This window comes from Aeromicrobium halocynthiae (genome assembly GCF_039531385.1).
In the GTDB taxonomy this organism is placed as follows: Bacteria; Actinomycetota; Actinomycetes; order Propionibacteriales; family Nocardioidaceae; genus Aeromicrobium; species Aeromicrobium halocynthiae.
In genome coordinates this window covers 152,746-165,472 of record NZ_BAAAPY010000006.1, presented here as the reverse complement: position 1 = coordinate 165,472, position 12,727 = coordinate 152,746, and the positions used below count along the sequence as shown (strand labels likewise).

Here is a 12,727-nt window from a genome sequence, read left to right as displayed (position 1 = left end):
CAGGACGCGGACCGTGGCAGGAGCGCCCTCGTCGCGGCTGGCGCTCTTGGCGTCGACGGTCTCTGCGAAGCTCGACCATCCACGGAGGTCGAAGTAGCCCGTCGCGACGTCGCAACTGTCGAAGGCCGCCAGTGCACCGCGAAGCGCCGGGCCGATCTCCGACTGGCTCGTCAAGTTGTCGAAGATGTCGGGCATGTCTTCTCCCAGTCGAAAGGCAAGCCTAGGGGCATGCTCGAACGTTTCGTTGCCCTTCCGGACAGTCTCGTCATCATGTCGCACCCAGCGGGTCAAGGTCGTCCAACGAGCCGAGAAAGAGGTACTTCGCCCCGACGAGCGCACACGCTTGCCCAGCATCGTTGAGGTGCACGACTCCCCCGTGCGGAATGAACTGCCGCCACAGAGCAACGGCGTCGATCGATGCGCGTCCAACCGAGTCGGACAGCAGCTCCTCGGTAGCCGGGGCGTAGAGATCGCCGACGTGCGGCATGAGGCGCAAGATCCGCGAGCCCGGCGCTCCCGGCCAATCGTCGCCTGGTTCGAGGGACGACACCCCGTCGTCTGCGACGCGTCGGAGCTCTGCGGAGGCGACGTGCATGGCGACCGACGTCGCGTTCATGCTCTCCGCGGCAAGCACCTTCTCCGCCTCGGCAACGACGACGGCTTCTCGCAGGCTCTCCAATTCCTCGAGGAGCTGGTCCTGCTCGGGCGACCCCGTCGATGCCTCGGCGGTCGAGAGGTCCTTGCGGAGCTCCGCGACCTGGATCGCGAGGTCCTTGGCTGCTTCCTTCTCGGCCGCGAGTCGCTCCTGGAGTTCGCTCAACACCTTCGAGGGATTCGCGACCTGTCCCTGCCCGATGGCGTTCAAGCGTTCGAGAAGCATCTTGCACTCCTGCGCGACGGGCAGGCCGGCCTGGTGGGCAAGATTCCCGAGCGCCTTGACGCGCCCGTGGAGTAGGTCAGAGGTCATCGGCGGATCGAAGTGCTGCGCAGCGTTGCGAATCTTCCACGCCGTCTCGAGCAGGTCGTAGAAGCCGCTCTGCTTGGGCAGGCACGCACGAAGGGGCGAGTCGGAGTTCTTCAGCGGCTCGGTGATGACGAAAGAGGGGTCGACTAAGGTCAGCTTGAACTTGTAGAGGTTCTGACGTGTCTCCTCCCACCGCTGCTGCCGCAGATCCTCCAGCCAGCCGTTGCCGCGGCGAGGACGCATGTAGGCGTCGTACTTCATCCCGAGATCCCAGCCGAGCGCCGCAAGCACCGTCGACTGAGCCGCGATGAGCTCCCCCATGCCGAAGGTGGACGGAAGATGGATCTTGATCGGCCGGATCATCGCATGGCCTTGTCGACGGCCGCGAGCACTGGCAGGACCCGGGTCAGCACGTAGATCGCCAGTGGCGGGATGGGGTCATCCGGGTCGAATTGCGCCTCGAGGTAGTTGCAGCGCTTGCTCGTGTCCCCCCACAGCTCGGCCCGGGTGCCGATGGACTCGACACCCCAGCCGAACATCGAACGCTTGGCATCACCGTCAAGGTCGCGATCGAGGTCCGAGAGGTCGGCCTTCTTCACCGTCCCCCATTCCTTCTCTGCGTCCCACACGACGTGGCCCACCATCGACACACCGGGTCCTCCATCGTCCTTCTCGACGATCCCCAACCGACACCCCTGGACGAGGCGCTGGAAGTAGGGATGGCTGTCGCCGCGGCTGGACGTCACGACCTCACCGGCGTCCTGCCATCGCCGGATCTCGACCTCGAGAATCGTCTGACGAGGACCGACCACCAGAGCGGGGACGATCCATGCGAGGTGCTCCTGGCCATCGGCGCCCGATACCGAACTCTCGCGAGCCGCGAGCTCCGACGTCAGCAGCCGCACCCCTCCGACCTCATGAGCTGGCATGGCACTCCCGCTTCGACTCGGCGCTTCGCTCGGTCATCGGCCGGCCGCCCTCCAGAGATAGTCGAATTCGTGGAAGGAGAGCTGGTCACCGAACTGCTCGAAGTTGTCCTCGACATTGACGATCAACACCTCCTCAGAGCCGCCGTTTCCTGGGCCACGGAGCCCGCGGCCGATCATCTGCTGATAGAGGTTCGGGCTGAAGGTGGGCCGAGTGATGTAGACCGCCTCGACCGCAGGAGCATCGAATCCCTGCGCCAGTACACCGTAGTTCGTGATCACGCGGATGCGGCCCGCCTTGAACTCGGAGATCACGTGGCGTCGGACCGAACGGTCGGTCTCACCGGAGATGGCAGCTGCCGGCACCCCACGGTAGGTGAGCAGTGAGGCAAGTACCTGTGCATGCTGGACGGACGTCGCAAACAGGATCGCCGTCCAGTCGTTCGGCAGGCCTTCGATGGACTCGACGATCCGGCGGTTGCGTTCGGAATCCGCGCCGAGTCGTTGCTCCACGTCGGGATGGAGAGCACGAAACTCCTGCACGTGGAGACGCTCCGTCTGACTCATCTGCACCTCGACACCGCCGAGTACCCGATGCGAGACCTTGGCAAGGATGCCTTCCCGCTGGAGATACTCATGAGGTTGGGCATCACCGAAGACGCCGGCGTCGAGACGGTGGGATGCGTAGCGACGCGCCAACGCCTTCCCTTCCTGCTGGTCGAAGCCACGGAAGGGGGTCGCACTCAAGCCGATCATCGGCCGCGTCACGTCGTCGACATTCGCGTGGGTTCGCCCGAGCCACTCGAAGATCTGGGTATACGTAGGCGCGATCGCATGGTGTGCCTCGTCGGTCACGACGAGGTGTGCCTCGGAGAGCCAGGCGTAGGACTCCTTGGAGATGCAGTTTCGAAGCGTGTCTGGAGTAGCGACCACGAGGACGTTGCCAGTGACCTCCTCCACGTTGTTCCCGCCCCAGAGCCGCCCCACGGAGAGATCCGCGTCGGGCCCGATGGCTCGCCAGATATAGGACCAGGTCTCGACTGCCTGCTCGCACAGCTCGTCGGTCTGGGCGATCCACAGCACGATCATCTCGTCTGCATGCTCGCTCATGTGCCCGACGATCGCCTCGACGGCGACTCTCGTCTTTCCCGCACCGGTGGGGAGACCAACCATCCCACGGGCGTGCCCCTCGCCTACGAGAACGCGGCGAATCCGCTCGATGGTGGTCTGCTGATAAGGGTGAGCCGGCGGCAAGGTGGTGGGCCCTGCGATCGAGAACGAAGGGTCGCGGCGCGTCGGCGGGGTGCCGGCGAACTCTGGAGGGAATCCGAACATGGACACGAACTGACGGACTCTCGAGCCTCCAACCCAGTTCTTGGGTGGGTCGAACTCGCTCAGCTGCATCTTCAGTGTCTTCAGCGCGGAGACGCCGTGCACCGCGAGGAAGACCCGTCCGAGCTCGGCTCCGACGACCGTCGAACCGGTCTGATCCTCGATGAAGGCGAGCGCTGGAGCGGGCACATGCTTGCGGAGTGTCTCTGCTCCGAAGAGGGCGACGAGCTTCTCCTCCACGGTCGCGGCGGCATTCACCTCGTCGATCCGAGCCTGGATCGCCGCGTCGCGCTTCGCCGTCAGGATCTCGTCGATGTCTCTGTCGGTCAGCGGCTCCTCGACGAGGATCAGCTGCGAAACGCTCCGGAGTACGTCCCTTGAATCCTCTGCAGTCACGTAGACGACGCCGTCTTCGGCACGCCGAGAGATGGTACGAGAACGCATCCCCGATTGGGTGAGCACCTCGAGCGCCATCGACGTGCACGGCTGCAGCTCCCATCCGGAAAGGTCCGGTCTGATCCGGATCACCGCGGGGAATACGTCCTCGATGGGTTCGGACGGACCGCTGGCCTGGAAAACGAAGTTCTGGTCCAGGAGCCGCCGACCGTCGTCGAGCGACCACGCCTCGATCAGATTGTCGCGGTCGATCTCTTCGCGCACCTGCAGGACTGCGAACTGCTGGTCCAGCAGAGATCGCACGTCCTCGTCGTCGATGGCTACCGCGACCTCGCCGCGTGGCACCAGGGAGACGCGAGTTCCGTGCCTCACCAAGAGCCGACTGGGCGCCACTGCACCCACCTCTGCACCCCAGGCGTAGAGCCGCTCTCGACGCGAGAGCTCCCAGTCCCTGCAGTGCTCGAAGAGAAGTTCCCATGCCTCCGCCGTCAGGTCGGCTCGGGACGACGGCAGTTCGACCCAGGGAGCCGTCTCCTCGAGATCGACGAGCGGCATGACCTGCTGGTCGGCATCACCACCCGTTCCCAGGCTCAGACGAAGTGGGAAGGGGCCGATCGACGTCTCGACGATGCCGACCTCGCGAATCATCTCGGCGACTGGGTCCTTCACCTTGATGGCACCGAATTCACGATGCGAGACGGACCACCCTCCCGGCTCGACGATGTCAAGGAGATGCGTAGTCATGGCGAGCTTGCCGCGCTCGCTGAGCTCCTTGTACATGTGGATGGGCGACGGCACGCGCGGGACAGTCACCTCGATCCTCTCGCGATTCAGGCCCGGCTTGCCCACCTGCGTGGCATACCGATCTCGGATCTTGTCGACGAACGCGGCCAGCCACGGTTCGACCGTCTCCTGCTCGACGAGACGGGGAGCTGCGACCGCTCCAAGGCGGGCGAGCAGCTGCTGATCGTTCGCGTGGAAGCCCAGGTCGATGATGAACTTCGCGTCAGTCCTGTCGTTCGCCGCGTTCAGCACCGGTCCCGGCAGCAACGCTCGGCGCACCGGGACGAAGTCTCCTGCAGCGTTCCGGACTCTCACTGACATGTCGAGGTCCGCCGGCAGCTCATCCTTCATGATCTGGAAGGCAGCATCGATGGAGCAACCACGCGCCAGAGCCCACACGTGATTCCAGTTCAGTCGTGCGAGCTCAGTGTTGCCGAGCACCGCACGGAGCTCCCCAGCCTTGTCGAGTGCATCGATTCCCAAGCCGCGGAGCAGTTCCACGACGCGAGGCAAGCTCGCTAGTTCTGGATGGACGAAGGAATGGGGTGACGATTCGTCGGTCGTGCGCAGGAAGATCTTGCCCGGCCTCACCGGGCAGAGCGATCCGTCTTCGTCCAAGACGATCCGAGCGTCCTCGGCTTCCCGGGTCCGATGGCGACCCAAGGCCACGAACACGTCGATCGCCGATGCCGAGCCGGTGACCGTCGGTGGCCCGACGAGCGCTTCGAGCCACTCGCGAAGTGAAGCGAACTTCGTCCGCTCAGCGAGGCGAAGGGCCTTGGCGCGTGCATCCTTCGATGCAACCACGTCGGGGTGGAGCCATCCCTGCGGCTGCGGCTGCAGACTCGCCCATTTCGATAGGGCCTCCTGTGGGCCCTGCCGATCCGAGACGACCTCCGGATGGATCTTCAAGGTGTTGGGAATCCGAAGGGCTCCTGACGTGTCAGGGAGAGACGGAATGGACTTCAGTCGATCCGCCACAGCGTTGTTGACGAGCCCGTCAGCCCAGCTGAGCTTCTCTCGCTCGACGAATCGTCCCGGATAGAGGTTGACGACGTTTGCCGGCCGGGCCGGGTCGTGAAGCGTCGGCAACAGCCGTGAGAACAGGTCGGCCACGGGCCCTTCGAGCAACTCGGCGTTGTAGTCACCCTCCTGAAGGTGCATCCGGTCGGGACTGAGCTTCCACGGGGCGTTGACGATCGCTCGGAGCGAGGTTCGGTCCACAGTCGGGAAGTACGCCCAGAACTCACCGATCGATCTGGACTGGCCTGACCGCGGAACCGCCATTTGCACGACGACCTCGTCGCCCTTCTTCATCGCGCCGATGTCGCGACTCTGCGCTTCGGTGAGCCGCACCTTCGCACGGGCAACCGCCCACTCCTCTCGCTTCGAGCCAGACTTCAGCGTGAAGATCTGGTCATGCTGCTCTTCGAGCGAGTGGGTGAACGTGAGGTCCTCCTCCAGGTCTGTCAGCTCTAGGCTGGTCACATGCGGGGAGAAGAGCAGGAATCGGGAGGGGAAGGTCTCCAGATCGGCTGCGAGCCTTCTGCGATCGCTCTTCAGAGGCACTCTCACGATCGTCGTCGCCCAACCCATGAGGGTCCGTAGAACCTGATCGTTCTCGGCCGCCTCTCGCGGATCGATAGGCTTCGCGAGTCTGAGGAGCGGATATCCCTCGGCGTTCCGGACGATCCGCGCGATCGCCCGACGCGACTCCTCGAGATCGAACCCGAAGGACCCGCTCCGACTGAAGATCTGAGGCGAGTTCGACACCATCACCACGGACTTGAACCCGAGACCGAAGCGGCCGATCTCCTCCTCGCCCTTGCCCGAGAGGTGCGCCGCCATCACCGCTTCCACGCCCGCCCGGTTGAAGGCTGCACCTTCGTTCGCCACGTAGAGGCAATCCGCCGACAGCACGACTTCGATCCGCCCGTCGGTCCCCGTCAGCGCGTCGGCCGCGTTCTGCACCAGCTCATGCACTTGCTTGACCGCGTAGCCACTCTCTGCGGTTCGACGCTCGTTGCGGTAGTCCTCCTTGACCCGGTTCGGATCAGCAGCGTAGGTCTCGAGACACCGTCTGGACTGCTCGCGCACGATCTTCGCGATCTCGCCGTCAGTGCCGATCCAGTCCGCGCCAAGCGCCCCCGAGAGTTCCACGCCGGCAGCCTAGGCGAAGACTTGGTCCAAGCGGTGGCGTTGTCATCGACCCGCTGGAAATGGCCCCTTCGAGCCATCTGGACCGAGTCGACCCCTTACGCCAACGGATCAGCCTTTCGACCGCCAAGCGCGGCGAGGACCGCCGTAGATCCGAGGATCGTCGGCACCGCGTTGCCGATCCATCGGCCAAGCTGCGTCCGCGACGTGCCATCGCCGTCGAGCATGAAGTCGTACCAATCCGGGAAGCCCTGGACCCGAGCCGCCTCGCGGGGGGTGAGGACACGATGGCGAAGCGGGTGGATGAACCGGCCGCGGCCGGGCGTCAGGAAACCGCCGGTGATGGTGGGGGCAGGGCTGTCCCAGTCCATGCGTCCGTAGCTGGCTCCATAGGTGGTGCCGTCCTTGTGACAGTCCGGACGGACCTCGTTGGGGAGATTCCAGAGATTGTTGTCGAACAGGTACTGCACTCGCCGACGATTCTCGGCGCTCAGCGTTGGAACGGAGTGCATCAGGTCGACGTCATTCGCCCGATCGAGGAGGGGGCGCAGCAACCAGCTCACGGGCAACGCGTCGCGCTGTTGCTGCCTCTCGAGCGACTTCAGGTCGATGGGTTCCTCATCGAGTGACGCTGCGATGAAGAAGCGTCGACGAGTCTGCGGCCAGCCGAGGCGATGGGCAGCGATGGTTCCCGTCGTCACGCGATAACCGGCCCCGCGCAGAAGGGCGATGGTCGTCTGCACCACCCCATGCTTGTCGGCGACCACGTTGGGAACGTTCTCGATCACGACATGGCGCGCCTGCGTCGCGACCACGACGGCCGGAACCGTGAGATAGAGGAGGTTCTTCGGATCGTCATGCCGCGAATGATTGTTGAGCGAGGAGTGGCCCTGACACGGCGGACCCGCAAGGACGAGATCAATGGTCCCCGAGATGTCGGCGAGGCGCGAATCCGTGATCGACGGTTCGTACGCGAACCGAGCCCTCTCTCCCACGCCGGAGACTCGGTAGTCGACGAGGCCTGAGATCGACTCGGTCAGTGTCTGGCGAGGCTGCAGGTTCTGGGCGTAGACGGACAGCGCATCGCCGTCGACATCGGCCGCTAGGAGCGGGACGGCTCTCATGCCCAGGGACTCGATCGCTTCGGTGGCGCCGAGAGATAGTCCCCCGACGGAAGAGAAGAGATCGACGTACCTCACAGGCTCGCGGGAGCGGTCAGGCCGCCGACGTCGTTCGCCGAGGAACGACTCCCACCAGTCGGCAAAGGGATCGTCGAAGGAGCCGGACGGACGAGGCCGTGTCGTCTCGATGCGCCTTTGATCGACTTCGAGGCGACGCTTGACCAGATCACCCTCGATGGCGTGCTCGAGCTGGATCGACGGGACAGCCTGTTCAGGAATCTCGAGCACGCATAGATCCTATTCGGTCACCTTGGCCGCTTCGAGCGCCGACACGGCTGCCGACCGATGTTCGTCGATCAGCTTACGGCACTCTCCGCGGTCGAGGACCTCGAAGACGACATTCGCACGGGTTCGCTGCAGTCGCTTGATGGTGTCTCTCAACACTCCAGACGGCATCTCCCCTGCCAGCGAGTCCGCGAGGATCTCGTTCACGAGCAAGGGCGCGTTTCCGATCAAGACCCGGAGAACATGGCTTCGCCACAAGTCGGTACCGGCGACGAGCGCACCCCAGAAGGGGTCGCTCGCGTCCTCCGCGGCCGCCGCACGCGCGATGAGGGCCCTATTGAACATCCGATGCGGCACACAGTCCCAGGAGTTGGCACTCCCAGCGCCGAAGCTCACCAAGCGACATGTCTCGCCGTCGCGCCACTGGACGAAGTCGAATAGCCCGTGGACGGCGAGGTAGCGCCAGAATCCGCGGTCGGTGAGGATCTCGGCGGGGAGACCCTGGAGCTTCTGATAGAGGTCGACCGCAAGACGTCCCTCCAGCGCATCCTTCTTCTGCCCCGACTTGCCGACAGACTCCTTCTCGGCCTTCCAATCGTCCAAGAGGTGCTCGACTGCGCCCTCGATGACGTCGTCGAACTCCTTTCCGGTGCCCACCCAGGCGATCTCGGGCTTGGTTCGCGCAGCGATGCGGCCGTCGCGGCGGCCCTCGACGTAGCGGGCGGCCTCGCGGGCGGTCACCGTCGGATACCTCACGTGAGCTCCTCCTCGGCGGATGCTCCAGCAGGCGTCGACTTCAACGCTGCGAGCGTGTGCTTCTTGACGTCGAACGCTGCGCGAAGGTGCGCGGCGAAGGCATCCGGATCTCGGATCAAGTCAAGCAGAGCACTCATGGATTGACGCCCCAGTCTTCTCGTGAGTTGAGCGTAGAAGCTCGCGATCGCCGGATAGTCCTCCACGTCGGGAGCCCCTGGCTCGTAGTCGAGACTCTCGGCCATCGCAGCGAGTCCACCGCGAGCGACGGCGGCCATCGTGGTGACAGCCAGCTCCGACTGGATCTGGAGCGCAAGCGGGTCGGTCTGCGATTGCTGGAGGAGCCGCAAGATCGAGCTGTCGAGATAGACGCTGACAGCTTCCGAGACGTCGTCGGCACCGATCATCTGATCGATGTCGACGTGGACGAAGCTGGGGGCATTCGACGGAAGAGAGAACTGCTTCCTGAGCTCATCGGTCAGCTCATCTGGACTGAAGCTGAATTCTGCGCGTTCGGGAACGACTCTGAAGTCTCGCCGCGCCAACCACGTGCCCGGAGAGTTCGGGCGCAGTGGCTCGGGCTGCAGCTCGTGAAGGAGCACGATCGCGACCGTGATCACGAAGCCGCCGGCATCCGCGAAGACGAGCCTGTCGGCATCCCGGTCGATCTCGAAGTCCCCGTCGAGGTCGAGATGGCGAACGTAGTCGCGGAGCACGACGTGGGACCACCGATTGCTGAGCGCCCGCGCCACGACGACCAGACCACAGTCAGCCGAGCCCAGCGGCGTCGAGTCGACAGCGTCCCCGAGGTCGCTGCCCGACGGGAGCCGCAGGGCCATCTTCGCCGAGGCGAGCGTGGGCGCATCGACGACGATCGATCCCGGCTCGTGTTCCAGATCATCGATCCGTAGCACGAGGTCCTCGAGGACGTTCTCCGCCGCATCGAGCCCGTTGAATGGACGAATGACGTACTTCTCGGAGCGGACACTGCTCATGCCGACCTCCAGTCGCTCGTTCGCTCGACGGTCGGCACCAAGCGTGTCGTCCAGGTGTTCGAGTACGGAGCGCTCACCACTGCGAAGGGGAAGGCGGCTCCCTTCACGATGTCACCTTCCCAGTCCCCTTCGTCGTTCTGCGAGAAGTTGCTCGGATCGCCGAGAAATCTGAGTTCGACCGGCCATCGCGTGCCGGCGCGGTCATCCTCCTGGATGTGGAGCTTGCACCCGACCTTCACGCGGCAGGCATCGTCAGGTGCCGAGTCCAAGACTCCGACGTCGAAGGCGGCGCTGAGCGTCACCGTCGAATCGTCCTCGATCGACGGCTGGGGCCGCTTCGTCAGCTTCAGGCTGATCGGCTCCCCGCCAGCCGGGGGCGCGGGGTGCGGTCCCTTCTTGTCGCCGAAGAATCCCGTCATCAGCTTCGAGAAGTGCGTCAAGGATCGATGGTCCTTCGGCGGAGGTGGTGCCACCTCCTCCGCCATCTTCCTGACCGAGGATCGGATGCGGTCGAGGATGCGTCGCGCCTTCTGCGTCGCGGCTCGCGGCACATCGGCGCTGAAGTTCGTGGACCACGTCTCGTGCAGCGCTGGCTCGGTCTGCCGGAGCAGCTCGTTCGAAGCGTCCGAAGCGACGAAGGCACCGCGCAGCGACACCCGGTTCCTGCCGACCTTCAGGTACCTGATCACCATGCGCGGGCTCCTCATGAGGGCGATGAGCGCCTCGCCTTCGCCGTCGGAGCCGTCCTCGCGCAGAGGTCGATCAGCGACGATCAATCCGAGGTCACCTAGGTCCTCCGATCCCTCGCCGCGCACCCGCCAATTCTCGGACGGCCGCCGAGCCTTGTCCGAGTCTGCAGCGAGATCTTGACCGATCGCGATGCGGTAAGCAGGAAGGAACTGTGCAACGAAGTCGTTGTTGGCAGGTCGGGGGACGAGCGTGGAGCCATCGAAGTCGACGATGTCGACCTCGAACGAGTGCTCGTGCAATGCCGGCCACCACCACTTCTCGACCTCTTCCATGAGCTCCTTCGGATCGATCGCAGGATCGATCACCATGAAGGATGTCCCGAGATCGTCGGGGTCGGCATGGTTGCGGCGACTGAACCCCAGGCGGTCAGCCACGTCGATCGCGTCGCCGGCCGCGACCGGCTGGGCCCCATTGCCGTCCGAGACGCCGAACTGCGCGCGCCCCTCGAACGACTGATCCCCCTCGGTGTGCCCCGGCCACCACGTGAAGCCGACCAGTCGATTCGTCACGTCGTCGTGCGGGTCCTCTCGAGGTTCGAAGGTCGAATGAGCCACGACGGAATGGATCCTGCTGGCGCGTTCGAGCGCGCTCTTGCCGAATCCGTACGAACCCCCGGCTCCGACAGTCTTGTTCGATCCTCCGATGTAGTAGAGCGCGAGAAAGAGATGACTCTTCATGCCGAGATCCGGGTGCCCATGGAGCCCGTGGGTGCCGTAGTCCTCGACGAACAGCAGCCGCAGGGGTCGATCGTCATCTTCCAGAGCGTCGAGGATCGTTCCCTCCTGGACAGGTGGCTTGTCGAAGGCCGCACGCCGTTCCGCAAGCGCATCAAGGTCCAGAGCGTCGATCAACTCCTGCCGATCGGGACCGTCGACCTCCACGAAGCGGAAGCGCATCTTGAAGCGCACGTCGGGATGCTTCTCGCGATGTGCCTTCGCCGCATCCCATGAGTTCTGGATGGTCTCGCGAGCGAGCTGCGCCGTATCGGCGACCTCGCCGGAGTTCTTGAAGAGCTTCCCCATCGCGCTTCCGTCGACGCCACCCTTGGGGTTGGATAGGAGCCAATTCCATCCGACTGCCATGTCATTCACGCCGCAACTACCTTCCTGTCGACTCCCCCTCGGATCGAAGAAGCGCTCACGACCCTAGACGAGTGATGGGTGCAGCAGTGGGATCGATTCGACGATGTCGGACGATGTCCTCGATCGACTCGGCCACGGCCTGGACGTCTTCGTGCTCCCAGGCACGGAAGATGGTCCAGCCAGCCTGCACTAGTCTCAGATTCGTGTCCGCATCTCGGTTCCGATTGTCGCTGACCTTCGTCGACCAATAGGCGGCATTGGACTTCGACACCGTGTGGTGCGTCAGGCAGCCGTGCCAGTAGCACCCGTCGATGAAGATGGCGACCATCTCCCGGCGGAAGACGATGTCGGCACGTCGATTGAGCTGCTCCAAGGGCCGGGCGTCGACTCTGTAGCGCAGACCTCTGGCATGGAGCAGTCTTCGGACAGCGAGCTCCGGCTTCGTGTCCCGCCCCCGATTCGCCCGCATGATCGCGCGGCTGTTCGACGACGAGGCCCAGCTCATCGCGCGATCCTCTGAAGCTCGCCGAATCTGGCTCTCACGCATGCCCAAGCACCAGCCACTTGAACCATTCGGCCGGCCCGTGGTCGGACAAAGGCTCGTCCAGGCGGAGGGCATCGATCCAGCCGCGGCCGATGATCCGCGGACGAAGGACGTCGAAGGTGGCTTCGAAGTTGGAGACGGCGCCCTTGCCGAAATCGCGCGTCGTCTCGAGGAGCCCACTCCCATCGATCAGCGAAGGAACCGCGAGACCGTGGAAAATCATGTCCCGTCCGGTGCCGGTCTTCGTGAAGAGGAAGAAGGGCGGGATCATCGCTCGGTCGTCGACGCCACCCTCGGCTGCCAGGTCGAAGACGCGAGCAAGCAGTCGGTTGCCGCCCCTCGGAGTATCCAACACGGACAGCCCTGGCCTGCGCTGGTCGCCGTAGTAGACGAACCGACTCCCCTTGTCCACGAAGCGGTCAGGCCATTCCGTCTCCACTCCGGTGGAGAAGAGGGCCGCGTAGCGTGCGCGCCCTCTGCCCCACGCTCGAAAACCGCCCGCATTGCCTACACCGAGCAGTGGATGAAGGGGATCGTCTCCTTGGTGTCCTTTCGTTCCCCCGCGATACGTGCACCCTGGCACCAGGTCACTTCCCGCGAGATCCTCGAAGGCGATGTCGGCGGTGGTCATGACGACAA

At 64.5% G+C, this 12,727-nt stretch carries 9 protein-coding genes; all 9 read right to left on the bottom strand.

Annotated features, from left to right (window positions below):
- Positions 1–268: 268 nt before the first annotated feature.
- The 9 genes from ABD213_RS10195 to ABD213_RS10155 all read right to left on the bottom strand — a co-directional run bounded on the left by ABD213_RS10195 (position 269) and on the right by ABD213_RS10155 (position 12,719).
- Positions 269–1,327 carry a hypothetical protein gene (locus tag ABD213_RS10195; RefSeq protein ID WP_344327649.1) on the bottom strand — a complete coding sequence of 353 codons (1,059 nt, stop codon included), beginning with the start codon at positions 1,325–1,327 and terminating at the stop codon, positions 269–271.
- On the bottom strand, positions 1,324–1,893 hold the full coding sequence (locus ABD213_RS10190; protein WP_344327645.1) for a hypothetical protein: 570 nt from the start codon (positions 1,891–1,893) through the stop codon (positions 1,324–1,326). Before ABD213_RS10190 ends, ABD213_RS10195 begins: the two co-directional genes overlap by 4 nt.
- Positions 1,894–1,926: 33 nt before the next feature.
- A complete protein-coding gene (locus ABD213_RS10185) occupies positions 1,927–6,561 on the bottom strand; it encodes a DEAD/DEAH box helicase family protein (RefSeq protein WP_344327641.1) in 4,635 nt (1,544 codons plus the stop codon).
- Positions 6,562–6,656: 95 nt separating this feature from the next.
- Positions 6,657–7,967 carry a DNA cytosine methyltransferase gene (locus tag ABD213_RS10180; RefSeq protein ID WP_344327637.1) on the bottom strand — a complete coding sequence of 437 codons (1,311 nt, stop codon included), beginning with the start codon at positions 7,965–7,967 and terminating at the stop codon, positions 6,657–6,659.
- A 9-nt stretch (positions 7,968–7,976) separates the two neighbouring features.
- The gene (locus tag ABD213_RS10175) at positions 7,977–8,720 is read right to left on the bottom strand and encodes a DUF6339 family protein (protein ID WP_344327634.1); all 744 of its coding nucleotides are present in this window, start codon (positions 8,718–8,720) and stop codon (positions 7,977–7,979) included.
- Positions 8,717–9,712 carry a hypothetical protein gene (locus ABD213_RS10170; RefSeq protein WP_344327631.1) on the bottom strand — a complete coding sequence of 332 codons (996 nt, stop codon included), beginning with the start codon at positions 9,710–9,712 and terminating at the stop codon, positions 8,717–8,719. The genes ABD213_RS10175 and ABD213_RS10170 overlap by 4 nt, the downstream gene beginning before the upstream one ends.
- Positions 9,709–11,484, bottom strand: a complete 1,776-nt coding sequence (locus ABD213_RS10165) for a hypothetical protein (RefSeq protein WP_344327628.1) — start codon at positions 11,482–11,484, stop codon at positions 9,709–9,711. The genes ABD213_RS10170 and ABD213_RS10165 overlap by 4 nt, the downstream gene beginning before the upstream one ends.
- Positions 11,485–11,599: 115 nt before the next feature.
- Positions 11,600–12,049, bottom strand: coding sequence for a very short patch repair endonuclease (locus ABD213_RS10160; RefSeq protein ID WP_344327625.1), 450 nt, complete (start codon positions 12,047–12,049; stop codon positions 11,600–11,602).
- 34 nt (positions 12,050–12,083) lie between these two features.
- Positions 12,084–12,719: a hypothetical protein gene (locus ABD213_RS10155; RefSeq protein WP_344327622.1), complete on the bottom strand. Its 636-nt coding sequence runs from the start codon at positions 12,717–12,719 to the stop codon at positions 12,084–12,086.
- Between the last annotated feature and the right edge of the window lie 8 nt (positions 12,720–12,727).